A 16243-nucleotide genomic window follows, 5' to 3' on the forward strand; every position below is an offset into this window, starting at 1 on the left:
TCAATCCTGAGCCCGGCCCGCTTGAGTAGATGACTGGATGGATAGGGGGACGCTTTGCTTGGCTTCCGGACTGCGCACGCAGCCGCGCGCCTGGCTGATGTCGGCGATATAGCGATCCCAGCAGCTCTTGAACATCAACCCGCCGGGAACCCAGGCGCAAGGCGGGTTGACGTGAGGGATAAACTTCCGATCGCTGGGGCATCGCCACCCCGGGCTGGCCAGAGTCGGATCGGGCAGATAGGCGACGCTGACCGGCGGTGTGCAGCCACTCAACAGTAGCAAAGCTCCCAGCAACCATCCACGAGCAGCCATCGCGCCAGTTTGCCCGTGGCGGCCGCTGACAACAACCCGCCGGAACCCGCGTTGGCCGGTCCTGCGCGCCCCCGTAAAATGGATCTGGGAGTCCCAGGAGTATGACTTTTGACAGCGATTTCCTGGTGATTGGCGGCGGTTTGGCCGGCCTGCGCTTTGCCCTGGCCGCGGCCGAGCTGGGACAGGTTACGCTGATCGCCAAGGCCGGCCGCGACGACGCCAACACTTATTACGCCCAGGGCGGCATTGCCTGCGTATGGGGTGATGACGACTCGCTCGCGCTTCACGTCGAGGACACGATGCGCGCGGGGGCGGGACTGTGCCATCGCGAGGCGGTGGAAGCGATCGTCGGTGACGGGCCGGCCGCGGTGCGTGAGCTTATCGAGTTGGGAGTTCGCTTTACCCGCTCCGGCGACGGGGTTCATTACGACCTCGGACGCGAGGGCGGCCATTGCCGTCGCCGCGTTTTACATGCGCTCGATTTGACCGGGAATGAGCTGATGCGAGCTTTGGGGGAAGCGGCAGGCCGCCAAGGTAAAATCGAGCGGCGCGAGGCTCACGAGGCGATCGATCTGCTAATCGCGCCTGGTCACGATGGCAAACCGCAATGCTGGGGTGCCTATGCGCTGGACCGGAAAAGCGGCCAAATCCATCATTATCGCGCGCCGCTTACGATGCTAGCCACGGGCGGCGCGGGGATGGTCTATCGGCATACCAGCAACCCCAGAGTCGCCACCGGCGACGGCATCGCGATAGCCTTGCGGGCCGGGGCGCAAGTCGCGAATCTGGAGTTCTACCAGTTCCATCCAACTTGCCTGTACCACCCGGGTGCCAAGCCCTTCCTGATCTCGGAAGCGCTGCGCGGCGAAGGCGCGATTCTGAAACTGCCCGGCGGCGAGCGTTTCATGCCGCGCTACCATTCCGACGCCGAGCTGGCGCCGCGCGACGTGGTGGCGCGCGCGATTGATGCCGAGATGAAGCGTCACGGCCAGCCCGCGGTGCTGCTCGATGTGAGCCATCGCGAGGCTGGCTTCGTACGCCAGCGCTTCCCCAATATCTACGCGCATTGCCTGAAATTGGGCATCGACATCACACGCGAGCCGATGCCGGTGGTGCCCGCGGCCCATTACATGTGTGGCGGAGTGCGCACCGACCTGTGGGGCCGCACCAGCCTCGACGGCTTGCTGGCGGCGGGCGAGGTCGCGATGACGGGGCTGCATGGCGCCAATCGGTTGGCCTCCAATTCACTGCTAGAGGCGGTGGTGATGGCGCGCCGGGCGGCGATGGCGGCGCCACACGAGTTGGCGCGGCTGGGCGGTAATCCGCCCGTCTTTCCCGATCTGTCCCCTGCCCGCCCCCTGAAGGAGACTGCGCGTGCCCGTATCGCGGCGCAAATTGAGAGGCTGCGCGACCTGATGTGGGCGCGGGCGGGGATTGTGCGCGATGACGCTGACCTGGCTCGAGCGCAAGATGAATTGTGCCTCCTGGCTGCCGAGCTTGAGCGTGACTACCAGCGCTTCGGATGTGCTCCCGAAGTGCTTGAACTGCGAAATCTGGTTGCAGTGGGCGAAGCGATTGTGCGTTGCGCGGCGCGACGAACGGAATCGCGTGGCGCCCATTACAATCGCGACCATCCGCTATCCGTCGAGAGCTGGCGCCACGACAGCCAGCTCGGACCGTCGCATTAGTTCGTTCGTAGCGAGGCGAATACGCGTCGATGCGCAGTCATCGCGAGCTGAACTGCACGATGCTAGGCGGTGTCGAGGCGGCCTATAGATCTGCTGGCGTAGTCATTCTCGCGCGAATGGCCAGAACAAAGCAGGCCGCCGTGGGTGTTACGCTCTACGTGATTCTCCACTGAATTCAGACGAGGAGGTACTGGCGCGTCACGACGCAGGTTTGTGGGCTTGCGTCGTGCCCGTGAATTGCGATGATAGCAGGACGCCGTGCTGTGCGCCGCCAGCTCGGTGATCGATGGAAAAACACTGCGGCGACGGCGAACCATTAAGCCCCGGTTTGCAAACCAAATACGAGGAGAAACTATTCCCATGAGCGATCCCAAAGTCCGTCATATCAATCCGCCCGGTCTGTCAACTCCGCGCGGCTATTCTCATGTAGTCGAAGCAAGCGGTGGCCGCACAATTTACGTCGCCGGTCAGGTTGCGCTGGACCAGCACGGCAAGCTTATCGGCGAGGGCGATTTCGCCGCCCAGGCCGAACAGGTCTTCACCAATCTGAAGACCGCCTTGGCCGCCGCCGGGGCCGATCTAAGTCACGTCGTCAAGATGACCAGCTTCGTGCGTAACGTGGCAGAAAATCTGGCGACGCTGCGCGCGGTTCGCGACCGCCATTTGCCGGTGCCGCCGCCCGCCAATACCCTGATCGAGATCAACCGCCTGGTGCAGGACAACCTACTGCTGGAGATCGAGGCGGTCGCGGTGGTGCCCTAAAGAGCGTTGGGCAAACAACTTTACGCAAAGTAAGTCGAGACCATTCCGAGCAAGCGTTATAAGATGGGGCGCGGCGGCAGTTCCACCGTCATCCTGAGCCCCAGCGAAGAACGCCCACGATATATTTCCCGCCTCACATCGGCTGATGGCAGAGATTCGAAGTTTTATCTTGAGCATGGCGAAGGATTTAAAATGACCTCTGATCTCTTTTACGCCCGGTCCCTTTTCCTAAGGGCTAGGCCGCTAAGTGATTTGGTGGTCAGAGCGCCTGGATGGTCACGGCTTGGTAAATTGTTTCCGATGCTACGTTTGCCGATGACACATATGATTGCGTTCCCAAGCCGGCTGGGCCGAATGGTGCTGATGGTGGGATTTGGGGTCGGCGTGCTGATGGCACAAGCTCTAGCCGCCGCGCCAATTCCACCGCCGCGCGCGCAAGCGCTCTCGCCCGCGGGGCAGAAGATGCTCGCGGAGCTGATTGCCTCGGGCCAGATCGCCGAGATGTATCGACCCGACTTGCGCTCGTTCGAAGCCCCGCTTAGGACCTTTTACCAAAGTGGCGACAACACACTGGCCTGGGTTCGCGACGGCCAAGTTACGCCTCAGGCGACGGCACTTGTGGCGGTTTTTGTGCAGGCCGAGCGCGAAGGGCTGGAGCCCGCCGACTACGACGGTCCGCGCTGGTCTGATCGCTTCCAGCGATTGCCGCGGGCGGATGAAGCTGAGTTGGTACGCTTCGACGTGGCGCTTACGGCATGCGCGATGCGCTACATCCGAGACTTGCGGGTGGGGCGGGTCAATCCCCAGGCCTTGAAGTTCGGCCTGGATCCCAGTGCCAATGAAATCGATATGGCGGCCTTTCTGCGCACCCGGGTGGTGCTCGCCGAACCGGCGACCATCGCACCCGCCATGAGCGCTTTGGAACCGCCTTTTTGGGCCTATCGACGCACTCTGGCGGCGCTTCAGACCTACGAGCGTTTGGCCAAATCGGACGACGGGCAGACCTTACCGATTCCCGCCAAAAGCGTCGAACCCGGCCAACCCTATGCCGGCTTGACGGGATTGGTGCGCCGGTTGCGCCTGGTGGGAGATTTGCCCGCCGACGCGGTGGTTAAGACCGCACCTCCCATCTACCAGGAACCGCTGGTGACGGCGGTCAAGAGCTATCAGCGCCGCCATGGTCTAGATATCGACGGGCGTTTGGGCCGGGCCACCCTGGAGCAGCTCAATGTACCACTGAGCTGGCGCGTGGAGCAGCTTCGGCTGAGTCTGGAGCGCTGGCGTTGGGTTCCGCAGACCTACGCGCAGCCACCGCTGATCGTCAATATTCCCGAATTCATGCTTCGCTGCTGGAACAAAGATTATCGCAATGTCTTGCAGATGCGAGTGGTGGTCGGCCGTTCCTACCGGCACAAGACTCCGGTCTTTGCCGAGCCGATGCGCTATCTGGTCTTCCGCCCCTACTGGAACGTTCCCCTTAGCATCCAGCGCGCCGAGTTGGTACCCAAGCTGGCCCGCAACCCAAACTATCTATCCGAGCATGGCTACGAAGTGGTCGACCGCAGCGGGGCGATCATCACGGGTGCGATGGACGGCGCGATTTTGGCGGGGATACGCTCGGGCAAGCTGTCGGTCCGCCAGCGCCCCGGCCCCAAAAACGCTTTGGGACTGGTGAAATTCATCTTCCCCAACAGCTACAGCGTCTATTTGCACAGCACCCCGGCGGTCGCGCTATTCGCGCGCCGCCGGCGCGATTTCAGTCACGGCTGTATTCGAGTCCAGGATCCAGTGTCGCTGGCGGTTTGGGTGCTGCGCCACAATCCCGGCAATTGGGACCGTACGCACGTGCTGGCAGCGATGGAGGGAGAGCGCGATTCCTATCAAGTCAACCTTGCACAGCCCCTCCCGGTACTGATCGTGTATACCACAGCCTTCGTGTTGCGCAGCGGCGAGGTGCGCTTTTTCAACGACATTTATGGCTACGATTTGGAGTTGGAGCGCGCTCTGAGCAATGGCGTGCCGACCCGCTGAAATGGCGCTTCAGGCAACGCGGGCTCCCGCGGATCGGATGAATTGGTTGCGCAGGCTGTGGCTTCCTGCGTGTTTGGCCCTGCTCATGTTTGCGAGCTGGGTTGGCATGGCGCTGGCTTGGGGTGAAGAAGGGCACCAGATAGTGGCCTCGATCGCCGCTGACCGGTTGCGCGCGCCGGCCCGCGCACAGGTGGCGCGAATTCTAGGTCTGCAGGATCAGCCCGGCGCGGTGGCCGCCGCGATGGCTCGTATTTCGGTGTGGCCGGACACCGAATATCGACGTGAGGATCCAGCCAGCGAACTGTGGCATTTCATCGATCTCTGCCTGCAGGACCGTCCCTCCGATATCGCGGCGCGATGTCCAGGCGAGGCCTGTGTGGTCGATCAGGTCAACCAGTTCGCCAAGCGCTTGCGCAGCCAAGTTTACGATCGCTGGGGCGGCGAAGGCGATTTGGCCTTTGAAATTCACCTGGTGGGTGACCTGTTCCAGCCCCTGCATGCCGCCACCGACCACGATCTCGGCGGCAACTGTGAGAAAGTGATTTCGCCCGTGCGCGCACGCAACCTTCATAATGCCTGGGACGATGCCGTGGTCTGGCAGCTTGAGACTCAGTTGGGAGCCAACGATGCGTCCCAGAGCGCCCGGCGCTTGCAAGCCCTCTATCCGCCCACGGCCGAGCAAATGCACTGGGGGCCCGACAGTGCCGCGCATATCGCCTGGCATTCGCATGAATTGGCGCTCAGCGCCGTCTACCAGCCCCTGGCCATTCCACTCCAGCCTTGCGCCCCGCTGCTCTCCTGCTACGAGGTGCCGCGCCGTACCGTGGTTTTGAGCCAGGATTATTTGAACCAATCCGCCCACTTGGCGGGAGCGCAACTGGCGGCGGCTGGATACCGTTTGGCGGCGTTGCTCAACTCGATTTGGGATGCGAACCTGAAATAGTCGAGTTTTCCGGAAAAAGGACAGCTATGGCTGAAGTGACATCGGAACAGACCATCGACAAGACCGCGCCGGTGGCCGTGGCGGGGAGCGGACACCGGCTGCGCGCGGCGATTTTGCATCGCGTGCTGGCCGCCGCCCTGCTGACCGCGCTGGTCCTGTTCGGCCTATTCTTGACTAACTATTCGCATTTGGATGCGCGTTTTTATTGGACCGCGATGTTTCCCATCTTTGGCCTGGTGAGTACCTGGCAAGCGCTGCGAACCAGGCATCCGGTGATGCCGGTGTGGCGTGTTCTGCTGCGCGAAGCGGCCCATTGGCTGGGCGCGATGCTGGCGGTGCGGGTGATTTTTCTGCAATTGGAATGGGGACAGATGGACGCCGACTCGGCCGCCCTGATGACCGTGCTGCTGTTGGCGGTGACCTGCTTTCTGGCCGGCGTGCATCTGGATCACAGCTTTATCTGGATCAGTCTGTTGCTGGCCGCCACCGCGATCATCGGTACTAATATCGAGGGCTATTTGTGGCTGATCGTGGTGCTGGGCCTGATCGCCTTGGCCATCGCCGCAGTGGCCGCGGTTATGATCCATCGCCATCGCCGCGTCGAGGCCGCCCCGTCCGCGCCTGCGACGTGAGGCTAATCCGCGGCTAGCTGGGTGGGCGATAAGACAAGACTTTGAAGTCCTGACCCTGGACGCGAAAATCGGCGCGCTCCTCCATCCCCATCGCGCGATGGGCCTTGAGGGAGGGTGTGTTGTCGGCGCGAATGAAACACACCGCCTCATGCTCGGGAAGATATTCGCGCAGCTTTTTGAACATCGCCTGGGCCAGGCGCCGGCCGCGCAGCTCCTGGGCCACGCAAATCGGACCTTGGAAATAGGCCGGGGCTTTGGCTTGGTATGCCAGCTTCATTGCCGCCGCCACCGGCGACTCACTTTTGGCGGAGCTTTCCCAGGTAATCACGAATGCCACCACCTCGGTCGCCCGGCGTGCCACGATCACCGGCATCCGCTCCATCGTTTCGGCTACCAGCTCGCGCGGTACATGGCCGGTCAGCATGCCGCCGGCTTGCGCCTCGTTGGCAAGCGCCAGCCGCATGATACCGTCAAGGTCGCTTGCTTGCGCACGGCAGACAACGATGTCGTCCATCACGATTTCTCCTGCTTCAGTCTTGGTACCACGCCTGCTGCCTTAGCGTGCTGATTTCAGCCCGGCGCGGGCTAGCTTGCAAGCTTCCTGTAGCCGGCGCTACAAATAAACAACGGTACGGTTCTGCTCGGCGGCGCCCGGCCGCAGCGGGAGGTTACTACGATGGCGGTATCGCTCAATCATACGATCGTGCCGGCCCACGACCCCAAAGCATCGGCGGAATTTCTGGCGCGGCTGCTGGGGTTGGAGGTCGAGCCCTTCGCCCATTTTCAGATGGTGCGGGTTAGTCCCGACCTGACCCTGGATTATGACGAGCGGAGGGGCGAATTTTCCACCAACCATTATGCCTTTAGGGTCAGCGCCCAGGAATTCGACGCGATCTTCGGCCGGATCAAGGAAATGGGGCTCAATTACTATTCCGACCAGCTTTTTGAGCATCCCGGTGAAATCAACGATCGCAGAAATGGGCGCGGCTTTTACTTCATGGACCCCAATGGTCACAATTTCGAGATTATGACCTGGTCTGAGTAAAAGCGGGGGAATTGTTAGCATTTTCGGCTTCGCCGGAGCCGCGGCTGGCGGGGTCGGGTCAACCAAAAGGAGAGCGGCGCCGTCTTGGCACGGGGCGAGGAGGGGCGGCGCGCGCCGATTACCGTTTGCACTGGATAAACTTATTCCAACCGCGCGTATCCAGCCGTGCCCTCTACGCGGCTAGAGTATGGCGCACCCGGTAATTGACCTCCAGGGGCTGGTTAAGACCTACCATCTAGGCGATGTCGAGGTGCGCGCGCTGCGCGGCGTCACCGCTCGAATCGAGGCTGGCGAGTTCGTGGCGATCATGGGTGCGTCGGGCTCGGGCAAGTCCACCCTGATGAACATCATCGGCTGTTTGGACAAACCGGACGCCGGATCGTACCGGCTGGAGGGGGTCGACGTAGCGGCGCTGGGCGAGGCCGAGTTGGCCGCCGTTCGTAGCCGCCGAATCGGGTTTGTCTTTCAGAGCTTCAACCTGCTCTCGCGCACCAGCGCGCTGGAAAACGTCGAGCTGCCACTGTATTACTCGGGCGATTTCGAGCATGGTGCCCAGCGTGCGCGCCAGACCATCAAGCTGATGGGTTTGGGTGGGCGCGAGAGCAATCATCCCAATCAGCTCTCTGGCGGTCAGCAGCAGCGGGTCGCGATCGCCCGTGCGCTGATCAATAATCCGGCGATTCTGCTGGCCGATGAACCCACCGGCAATCTGGATTCGCAAACCTCCGCCGAAATCATGGCAGTACTGCGGCGGCTCAATCGTGAACGCGGCCTGACCGTGGTACTAGTCACTCACGAAGCCGACGTTGCCGCCTACGCCGAGCGCGTGATAACCCTGCGTGACGGGCAAATCCTTTCGGATCGCCGCAATGTGGCACCGGCGCCAGTACTTGCATCGGCCGACGAAGCCACCGCCGCCATCAGTGTGTCCGACCAGCCTGAGCAAGCTGAAACGCGTGTGCCGATGTTCGGGTTGATGGTGTTGCGGGTGGCCGGCCGGGCGCTGGCGCGCAACAAAATGCGCTCGGTTTTGACGATGCTGGGGATTTTCATCGGGGTGGCGGCGCTGATCGCGATGGTGGCGGTGGGACAGGGGGCCAATCAGGCGGTGGAAGAGCAAATCGCCAGCCTGGGCACCAATCTGCTTATAGTGTTGCCGGGTGCGGTGACTTCCAATGGGGTGCGCGCCGGCTTCGGCAGCAGCTCGACCCTGACGGTGGAGGATGCCGATGCGATCGCCAAGCGAGATTCGGCGGTGGCCAGTGTCAGCTATTTGGATCGGCAATTGGCGCAAGTTACCTATGGAAATCAAAACTGGACGACCAACGTCCAAGGAGTAACCCCCAACTACTTCTCGATCATCAATTGGCCGATCGTGGCTGGACGTCCCTTTGACCAGCGCGAAGCCACCCGCGCGGCGCGGGTCTGTGTCTTGGGCCAAACCGTAGTCAAAAATCTGTTTGGCAGCTTCGACAACCCCGTGGGCGCAACCATTCGAATCCGCAATGTTGAGGTGCGGGTTATCGGGGTGCTCAAGGCCAAGGGGCAATCGGGCTGGGGGCAAGATCAGGACGACGTCGCGATGATTCCCTTCACTACGGCCGAGCGCAAGGTTCTGGGGGTGGCGGCGCCGCCCGTCAGCGCCAGTGCCACGGCCACGCCCAGCGTGCTTAATCCCTATGCGGCGGTGGCGCCGGTGACTTCCATTTATAGCTCCGACGCGGCCCAGATGAGCCCTTTCGGCAGTCCGCCCAAACTGATTGGCAGGGTGCATACCATTTTCGCGCAGGCGGTCAGCCAGGCCGCGATTCCCCAGGCGATAGCGCAAATCACCGCGACCCTGCATCGGCGGCACAACATTCAGCCTGGCCAGCCCAACGATTTTGACGTTCGCAATTTGAGCGCGATTGCCGCCGCCGCCGAGGGTAGCAGCCGTATCATGGCCTTGCTGCTGGCCACCGTGGCCTCGATTTCGTTGTTGGTGGGCGGGATTGGGATCATGAACATTTTGCTGGTTTCGGTCACTGAACGGACGCGCGAAATCGGGATTCGGATGGCAATTGGCGCGCGCCGCAGCCAAATCCTGATGCAGTTTTTGGTTGAAGCCTTGCTGTTGAGCGTGATCGGCGGCGTAGCGGGCATCGTGGCCGGGGTGAGCGCCTCGCAAACCATTTCGGTAATCGCTGGGTGGCCGACCTTGGTGTCCTCCAGCGCGGTGCTCGGCGGATTCGTGTTTTCGGCCGCGATCGGAATCTTTTTCGGCTACTATCCGGCGCGCAAGGCGGCCCTGCTCAACCCGATCGAAGCCTTGCGCTATGAGTAGCCCGCCGCCCACGCCATCGACCGTTTGGTGGAAAAGCGATATATAACGCGTAGCTCAAAGTTCGGGAGAAAGACCATCATGATATGCCCGGATCGAGTGGCACATGCGGTCCTCAAGGTGCGCAACCTGGAGGTGACGCGCAAGTTCTATCACGACGTGCTCGGCCTGCAGGTGGTCAAGACCTACCCCGAGGAACACATGTTGTTCATGTCGTGCAACCCGCAGCGCGACCATCACGAGGTAGCGTTTTTGGAAATCGGGCAGGAGGCCAAGGGGCCGCGCGAGGACGAAATTGGGCTCTATCATCTGGCTTTCCGGCTGCAGGATTGGGCCCACTTGCAACGTGCCTATGGCGAGTTGCGCGCCAAGCAAGTGCCGATCGTGGGCACGATCAATCACGGCATCACCCGCAGCGTCTACTTCAAGGATCCCGACGGTCATACTTTGGAAGTCTATTGCGACAATCCGCGATGGCGCGACGTGATTAAGGTCAACCGCGCCGACCATCTCGCGGTCGAAGGACCCGAACCCGATCCTTTGGCGCCGCCGCCGGCGTGGGCGCACGAGGGCGTGGCCAAGTAAGGCTCGCCATCGGGTTCAGCGTAGAGCTTCAGCAGTTTTCGCGGACGATTCGTGGCAACGCATACCGGCACTCGCAGCGGCGCCGAGGTCCTGGTCGCGCAGCTCTTGATCCATGGCGTAGAGATCGGTTATGGCGTCCCGGGCGAGAGCTACTTGGCGGTGCTCGATGCGCTTTACGATGTTCGCGATAAGTTGCGCTTCATCGTGTGTCGCCAGGAAGGTGGCGCGGCCTACATGGCCGAAGCTTACGGCAAGCTAACCGGGCGGCCGGGAATCTGTTTCGTCACTCGCGGGCCGGGCGCCACCAACGCCAGCGTTGGCATCCATACCGCGCGCCAGGATTCCACCCCGCTGATTTTGTTCATCGGCCAGGTCGGGCGCGCTCAGGCCGGCCGCGAGGCCTTCCAGGAAATCGACTTCCGCCTGATGTACGCACCGATCGCAAAATGGGTGGCGCAGATCGACGACCCAGCGCGCATTCCCGAGCTGGTCGCGCGCGCCTTCAGCGTGGCGACCTCCGGACGGCCTGGTCCGGTAGTGCTGGCGCTGCCCGAGGACATGTTGCGCGAGCGGGTCAGTGTGGCCGATGCGGCACCCTATCGCGCCACGCAAGCCGCGCCCGATCCGGCCGATGTGGAGCATTTGCGCCAGATGCTAGCCCAGGCCCGGCGGCCCTTGATGCTGGTGGGCGGCAGTACCTGGAACAAGCCAGCAGTGGCCGACATTACTGCCTTCGCCGAAGACAATCGGCTGGCTACCGCGACCACTTTTCGCCGCCAGGATCATTTCGACAATCTTCATCCCTGTTACGCCGGCGATTTGGGCAACGGTGCCAATCCTCGGCTGGCGGCGGCCGTCAAGGAGGCAGATCTGATTGTCGCGGTCGGGACTCGGCTGGATGAGCTGAGCACGGCCAATTATACCCTGCTGCAAGCGCCGCGCCCGCACCAGAAACTGGTCCACGTGCACGCGGGTGCCGAAGAGCTGGGCAAGGTCTATCAGCCGGACTTGGCGATCAATTCTGGCATGGCACACTTCGCGCGAGCGTTGCGCCAACTAGCCCCGGTTGATTCCTCGGCCTGGGCCGAGTTTACCGCCGTGGCCCATCAAAATTACCTCGACTATACGGCCCCGGTTGGCAATCCGGGCGCGCTGCAGTTGGCCCCCCTCATCGCCTGGCTGCGTGAGCAGTTGCCCGCGGAGACGATCGTTGCCAACGGCGCTGGCAATTACACCGGCTGGATTCATCGTTTCTGGCATTATCGCGGCTTGGGCACTGAGCTGGCCCCGGTGAGCGGTTCGATGGGCTATGGAGTCCCGGCGGCGATCGCGGCCGCCTTGATCTATCCCCAGCGTCCGGTCTTGTCGTTTTCCGGCGATGGCTGCTTTCTGATGAACGGGCAGGAATTGGCGACCGCGATGCAATATGGCGCGGCTCCGATTTTCCTGGTCGTCAACAATGGGATGTACGGCACTATCCGGATGCATCAGGAGAGCCATTATCCGGGCCGGGTCAGCGCCACCGAGCTGCGCAATCCCGATTTTGTGGCGCTGGCGCGCGCCTACGGCTTGTATGCGGAACGGGTCGAGGACAACGCCGGGTTTGCGCCCGCTTTTGCACGGGCGCGCGCGCAGGGATGCGCGGCGCTGTTGGAGCTGCCGCTGGCTGGGGAAGCCATCACTTCGCGCACCACGCTTTCCCAGTTGCGCGCGGCCGCGCTGTCACACCAGCATGCGGCTGGCAAGTGAAGTGACGCGACCCAAGAACGTGGCCGCCACGTTCGTCCGGGTATAACGCCCAATCCCTATCGGCAATAGGTGAGTGCTTGTTCTGTCTTTTCGCGAAGTGAAGCCTGCTAGTGTTGCGTCTCCCAAATAAGTGGAGCGCTTCGTTGCCGCAGAAACCGTTACCGGCTTGGGCTTAGTGGGGAGGGGCCGCCCGCGCGCCGGCAATTCGCCAAGCTGTCCGAGGAGACCGGCGTGCGCCGCGGGTCAGATACCTATCGGACGCGACGCTAGCCCGGATGGGGCTTACGCCAACGCGCCTTAATCCGCCGCCACACGCCGGCGGCCGCTGGTGCCGAATCAGCCGTCTCGGCCAGGCCGGCGTGCAGATCGAACCAGCCGTCAACCGCCGGATCCAGCTTGGGATTGCCCCAATAGGTGCTAATCGCGCGGGCGACCTCTTCGGCGCTCAGCCAGGGACCCACGCTCTCTTCGCCGAAGGGGCCGCTTGAGCCGAACTCGAACTTGTAGCGTACGTACATGCCCTCGCGCGCCGGCCGCGGGCATCGCATCTTTCGCACTTGCGCCTGGTTGATGAACTTGAAGCGGCTGTAACTCAGCGATTGTAAATATTCCAGAGTCGACAGATGCGGGCTTTCCACCGACACGAAGCGGGGTTTGATGCGTGTGCTAGCCAGGCTTTCCAGGGCGATATCGTCGTACCCCTCGATGTCGATTTTAAGGTAGTAGGGCACGCCGTGGCGGTTGAGGATGCTGGCCAGAGTGACGGCGGGTACCTCGATGGTCTCGAAGCGGCCCTCGCGCATGCCTAACTTCGGGTCCAGCGAACTCCATTCGCTGTGGGTTAGATTTATGTAAAAGGGCAAGGTCGCGGGCTGGCGCGCGATCGCGACATTGAGAACAACCAGCCGCTGCTGGTCGATCTCGGAGCGAAAGCGCGCGGCACATTGCGCTACCAGCCGCGGATTGGCCTCGATCCCGACCACTTTGAAACCCTTCTTGAGATAAAAGTCGGTGTCCTGCCCGGTGTGCATTCCGACGTCGAAAATCAGCCGCTCCTGCCGCTTGCGCTCGCCCGAAGCGGAGTCTTCCGCCGCCGCGTTTGTGGTCTCCGTCTCGATGTGCGGTTGTACGTCGGCGTGCTTCACATCGTTCCTCTGAGGCACAATCCTTATCCCGCGGCGACGCCAGGGTAAATCCCCGTGCCAGTACCCACCGCGCAAATGGCAGGAAGCAGTGGCGCGAGCGGCCCTGTAAAGGTCGCTGAACGCTCGCGACTGGCGCTTGCTACTAAGCCAGTGTTATTGAGGGATGACGCCGGGCAAACCGCAATGCCCTGTTAGCCAACACATTTAACCGAGGAAGGTTGCGACCATGCCCTACGAATTGTACTACTGGCCTTTGATCCAGGGGCGGGGAGAATTTGTGCGCCTGGCATTGGAAGAGGTTGCGGTCGAGTATATCGATGTCGCGCGCGATGAGCGCCATGGCGGGGTTGCCGCGCTGACGCGCTTGCTCAACGGTAGCGAGGCTGGCCATCCGCCTTTTGCGCCACCCTTTCTCAAGGCTGGGCGACTGCTAATCGGGCAGACCGCTAACATCTTGATGTTCGTGGGCGCTCGCCACGGTTTGGCGCCGGCAACCGAGGCCGGCCGGCTGTGGGTCAATCAGCTTCAACTGACCATGTCAGACCTGCTGGTGGAGGTCCACGATACTCACCATCCGATCGGCTCCAGCCTGTATTACGAGGATCAGAAGCCCGAAGCCGCGCGCCGTGCCGAGGTTTTCCTGAAACTGCGCCTGCCCAAGCATCTGGGCTACTACGAGCGGGTGTTGGAGCGCCAAGGGCGCTGGCTTGCCGGGAGCAAGCCCAGTTACGCCGACCTGTCGCTGTTTCAAATCGTGGAAGGGCTCAAGTTCGCCTTTCCCCGCGCGATGGAGCGGCAGGGCAAACGGTACTCGCGGTTGCTCGACCTGCATCAACGGGTTGCTCAGCGTCCGCGGATCGCCGCCTACCTGGCTTCCGAGCGCCGTATTCCGTTCAACAATCAAGGGATCTTTCGCCATTACCCGGAACTTGACGGGTAAGGTCAAAGTTTCGGCCCGTGCCGATGGAGCAGATCAAATGGGAAGACTGAGTGGTCGAGTGGCAATCGTAACCGGAGCCGGCAGCCTGGAGGGGCTGGGCGCAACTTATGCGCTCGCATTGGCGGCCGAAGGGGCGCGTCTGAGCGTAAGCGACATCGTCGATCCGGCGCCGGTGGTGGATGCGATAAAGCGGGCGGGAGGTGAGGCGATCGGGATGCAGGTGGACGTAACCGACGCCGCCGCGGTTGCTGAAATGGTGCGCCGGACCGTGGCTGCCTTCAGCGCCATCCAGGTATTGGTCAACAATGCCGCACGGCTAGGAGGTCCGGACACGCCCAAGCCGCTGAGCGACATCACTTCGGAGCAATGGGACCGGATGATGGCGGTCAATACGCGCGGACCGTTCGAATGCATCAAGGCGGTGTTGCCGGTGATGCGCCGCCAGCATTACGGCAAGATCATCAATATTGCCTCCAGCACTTTCTTCAGCGCCCCCCCGGGCGAGTTGCATTATGTGGCCTCCAAGGGTGCTGTGATCGCGTTGACCCGGGCGGCGGCGCGCGAGTTGGGAGGCGAGGGGATCGCGGTCAACTGCGTGGCGCCCGGGCTTACCCTCAGCGGTAACATTCGCAGCCGATTAGAAGCGATGAGCGAGGCACGGGCACGTAATCTGCGCGATCGCGCCTTCAAGCGCGATCAGGTGCCGGAGGATCTGGTCGGCACGGTGATTTTTCTGGCCTCGGCTGACAGCGACTTCATTACCGGCCAGACCATCCTGGTCGATGGCGGCGCCATGATGCATTAACCCCGGGTAGCAGGCCCTTTTTGGCCCTCAGCCAAGATAAGCGTCAGGAAGCGCGCCAAGCGAAACGGCCCAGGATTGTCTGGCCGCTCGCGCCGTAGCCTGTTTTCAGGAGCCCTGCCCGAGAAGCAGTTGAGCGCCCTCCCAAAGCTCGCGCGCGACCTCACTGGCTGGTCGCGCGAGCGCCCGGGCGGCCGACTGCCCGGCCCACGCCTGCATCCTGTCGATATCGTTGTTCCTGATTGCCAAATCACGCATCGCTTGCGTCAAGCCGCGCTGAACCGGATAAGGGGCCGGTCGCGGCGCACCCGGCGCCGCGGCCGCACGCACATAGGCCGTTGCGATGCTGCGTCCGGCGCGGCCGGAGAAGGCTCGCGTGACCAACGTTTGTTCTGGTAGCGTCCTTCCGAGGGCATCTGCCCACACCGGCGGCAGCTTCGCTTCCGGACAGCGCAAGAAGCCGGTACCAATCTGGACCGCTGACGCACCTAGGAGGAGAGCTGCCGCGACCCCCCGGGCGTCCGCGATGCCGCCGGCGGCGATGACTGGCACGCTGACCGCATCAACCACTGCCGGCAATAGCGAAAAAAGTCCCACCATCGCGGCTTCGGCTTGAGCGCTCTCAAAGGCGCCTCGATGGCCGCCAGCCTCCATACCTTGCGCGACGATCGCATCGGCGCCGGCGGCTTCGGCAATTTTAGCTTCGGTCACGGTGGTCACAGTGGCAAACCACTTGATCCCTCGCGATTTCATCCTTTGCACGAAGCTGGGTGGATAAAGGCCCATGATCGAGGAAATAACCGCCGGCGCGACTTCGAGCATCGCCTCACACTGGGCGGCGAAATCCGGCAGCTCGGTATTGCCGGCGGCCGGGGCCACCTCGGGGCCCCAATCGCGCAGAAAAGCGCGGACCGCGTCCTCGGCGGCGCTCTCACGCGTCGGGGCCGGGTCGGGGATCCACAGATTGAGTTGGAAGGGGCCGCGGCTGCCGGCCCTGGTTTCCGCTACCCAGCGTTCGATCGCCGCCGGCGCCATTGTCAGCGCACCGCAAGCGCCCATGCCACCGGCGTCGGCAACCGCGATTGACAGCGACGGTGGGCAGGCCGAAGCCATCGGCGCCAGCAGGATGGGGATGCGAAGATTGTTGGCAGAGCAAAACTCGTTCGCGCGAATGATCGCAGAATGAAGCGTGGGCATGACCGTAATCTCCTTCAAGCAGGCTAGTGTCCTTCAAAGCGGCGAGCTACCGATAGGGGCAATCCAGGGCGACGCCTTCGGTGCTTCGGAGA

General features: G+C 62.5%; 15 protein-coding genes. 11 read left to right on the top strand and 4 right to left on the bottom strand.

Annotated elements, in window-relative coordinates:
* Positions 1-312 carry a hypothetical protein gene (locus tag VKV28_14835; protein HLH78077.1) on the bottom strand — a complete coding sequence of 104 codons (312 nt, stop codon included), beginning with the start codon at positions 310-312 and terminating at the stop codon, positions 1-3.
* A 101-nt stretch (positions 313-413) separates the two neighbouring features.
* On the opposite strand from VKV28_14835, the gene nadB reads away from it, so the two are divergent.
* From nadB to VKV28_14860, 5 genes are all read left to right on the top strand, one after another.
* Complete coding sequence (gene nadB / locus VKV28_14840; protein HLH78078.1) at positions 414-2000, top strand: L-aspartate oxidase; 1587 nt, start codon at positions 414-416, stop codon at positions 1998-2000.
* A gap of 360 nt (positions 2001-2360) precedes the next feature.
* A complete protein-coding gene (locus VKV28_14845) occupies positions 2361-2762 on the top strand; it encodes a RidA family protein (protein HLH78079.1) in 402 nt (133 codons plus the stop codon).
* Between the two features lie 324 nt (positions 2763-3086).
* Positions 3087-4793 carry a L,D-transpeptidase family protein gene (locus VKV28_14850; protein ID HLH78080.1) on the top strand — a complete coding sequence of 569 codons (1707 nt, stop codon included), beginning with the start codon at positions 3087-3089 and terminating at the stop codon, positions 4791-4793.
* Between the two features lie 106 nt (positions 4794-4899).
* Positions 4900-5736 (top strand): S1/P1 nuclease, encoded by an 837-nt coding sequence (locus tag VKV28_14855; protein ID HLH78081.1) that lies wholly within the window; start codon positions 4900-4902, stop codon positions 5734-5736.
* Between the two features lie 26 nt (positions 5737-5762).
* Positions 5763-6368: a hypothetical protein gene (locus VKV28_14860; protein HLH78082.1), complete on the top strand. Its 606-nt coding sequence runs from the start codon at positions 5763-5765 to the stop codon at positions 6366-6368.
* A 13-nt stretch (positions 6369-6381) separates the two neighbouring features.
* Here the strand turns inward: VKV28_14860 and VKV28_14865 are convergent, their stop codons facing one another.
* Positions 6382-6882: a GNAT family N-acetyltransferase gene (locus VKV28_14865; protein ID HLH78083.1), complete on the bottom strand. Its 501-nt coding sequence runs from the start codon at positions 6880-6882 to the stop codon at positions 6382-6384.
* A 162-nt stretch (positions 6883-7044) separates the two neighbouring features.
* Here VKV28_14865 and VKV28_14870 point away from each other — a divergent pair, with 162 nt between their 5' ends.
* The 4 genes from VKV28_14870 to VKV28_14885 all read left to right on the top strand — a co-directional run bounded on the left by VKV28_14870 (position 7045) and on the right by VKV28_14885 (position 12067).
* Positions 7045-7413: a VOC family protein gene (locus tag VKV28_14870; GenBank protein HLH78084.1), complete on the top strand. Its 369-nt coding sequence runs from the start codon at positions 7045-7047 to the stop codon at positions 7411-7413.
* 187 nt (positions 7414-7600) lie between these two features.
* A complete protein-coding gene (locus tag VKV28_14875; GenBank protein HLH78085.1) occupies positions 7601-9736 on the top strand; it encodes an ABC transporter permease in 2136 nt (711 codons plus the stop codon).
* A gap of 78 nt (positions 9737-9814) precedes the next feature.
* On the top strand, positions 9815-10318 hold the full coding sequence (locus tag VKV28_14880) for a VOC family protein (GenBank protein ID HLH78086.1): 504 nt from the start codon (positions 9815-9817) through the stop codon (positions 10316-10318).
* 51 nt (positions 10319-10369) lie between these two features.
* On the top strand, positions 10370-12067 hold the full coding sequence (locus tag VKV28_14885; GenBank protein ID HLH78087.1) for a thiamine pyrophosphate-binding protein: 1698 nt from the start codon (positions 10370-10372) through the stop codon (positions 12065-12067).
* Positions 12068-12333: 266 nt separating this feature from the next.
* On the opposite strand, the gene VKV28_14890 is transcribed toward VKV28_14885, so the two are convergent.
* Positions 12334-13212, bottom strand: coding sequence for an FkbM family methyltransferase (locus VKV28_14890; protein ID HLH78088.1), 879 nt, complete (start codon positions 13210-13212; stop codon positions 12334-12336).
* A gap of 226 nt (positions 13213-13438) precedes the next feature.
* Here VKV28_14890 and VKV28_14895 point away from each other — a divergent pair, with 226 nt between their 5' ends.
* On the top strand, positions 13439-14152 hold the full coding sequence (locus VKV28_14895; protein ID HLH78089.1) for a glutathione S-transferase family protein: 714 nt from the start codon (positions 13439-13441) through the stop codon (positions 14150-14152).
* Between the two features lie 37 nt (positions 14153-14189).
* Complete coding sequence (locus tag VKV28_14900; GenBank protein HLH78090.1) at positions 14190-14957, top strand: SDR family oxidoreductase; 768 nt, start codon at positions 14190-14192, stop codon at positions 14955-14957.
* 105 nt (positions 14958-15062) lie between these two features.
* Here the strand turns inward: VKV28_14900 and VKV28_14905 are convergent, their stop codons facing one another.
* Entirely contained in the window at positions 15063-16151 is a 1089-nt protein-coding gene (locus tag VKV28_14905; protein HLH78091.1) for a nitronate monooxygenase, read from the bottom strand.
* Positions 16152-16243: the final 92 nt, after the last annotated feature.

The organism is Candidatus Binataceae bacterium (assembly GCA_035294265.1).
Classification (GTDB): domain Bacteria; phylum Desulfobacterota; class Binatia; order Binatales; family Binataceae; genus DATGLK01.

What these genes read in the sequence shown, in the direction of transcription:
- VKV28_14835 (HLH78077.1), bottom strand. Translation starts at nt 312, where the DNA reads ATGGCTGCTCGTGGATGGTTGCTGGGAGCTTTGCTACTGTTGAGTGGC.
- nadB (HLH78078.1), top strand. Translation starts at nt 414, where the DNA reads ATGACTTTTGACAGCGATTTCCTGGTGATTGGCGGCGGTTTGGCCGGC.
- VKV28_14845 (HLH78079.1), top strand. Translation starts at nt 2,361, where the DNA reads ATGAGCGATCCCAAAGTCCGTCATATCAATCCGCCCGGTCTGTCAACT.
- VKV28_14850 (HLH78080.1), top strand. Translation starts at nt 3,087, where the DNA reads ATGATTGCGTTCCCAAGCCGGCTGGGCCGAATGGTGCTGATGGTGGGA.
- VKV28_14855 (HLH78081.1), top strand. Translation starts at nt 4,900, where the DNA reads ATGGCGCTGGCTTGGGGTGAAGAAGGGCACCAGATAGTGGCCTCGATC.
- VKV28_14860 (HLH78082.1), top strand. Translation starts at nt 5,763, where the DNA reads ATGGCTGAAGTGACATCGGAACAGACCATCGACAAGACCGCGCCGGTG.
- VKV28_14865 (HLH78083.1), bottom strand. Translation starts at nt 6,882, where the DNA reads ATGGACGACATCGTTGTCTGCCGTGCGCAAGCAAGCGACCTTGACGGT.
- VKV28_14870 (HLH78084.1), top strand. Translation starts at nt 7,045, where the DNA reads ATGGCGGTATCGCTCAATCATACGATCGTGCCGGCCCACGACCCCAAA.
- VKV28_14875 (HLH78085.1), top strand. Translation starts at nt 7,601, where the DNA reads ATGGCGCACCCGGTAATTGACCTCCAGGGGCTGGTTAAGACCTACCAT.
- VKV28_14880 (HLH78086.1), top strand. Translation starts at nt 9,815, where the DNA reads ATGATATGCCCGGATCGAGTGGCACATGCGGTCCTCAAGGTGCGCAAC.
- VKV28_14895 (HLH78089.1), top strand. Translation starts at nt 13,439, where the DNA reads ATGCCCTACGAATTGTACTACTGGCCTTTGATCCAGGGGCGGGGAGAA.
- VKV28_14900 (HLH78090.1), top strand. Translation starts at nt 14,190, where the DNA reads ATGGGAAGACTGAGTGGTCGAGTGGCAATCGTAACCGGAGCCGGCAGC.
- VKV28_14905 (HLH78091.1), bottom strand. Translation starts at nt 16,151, where the DNA reads ATGCCCACGCTTCATTCTGCGATCATTCGCGCGAACGAGTTTTGCTCT.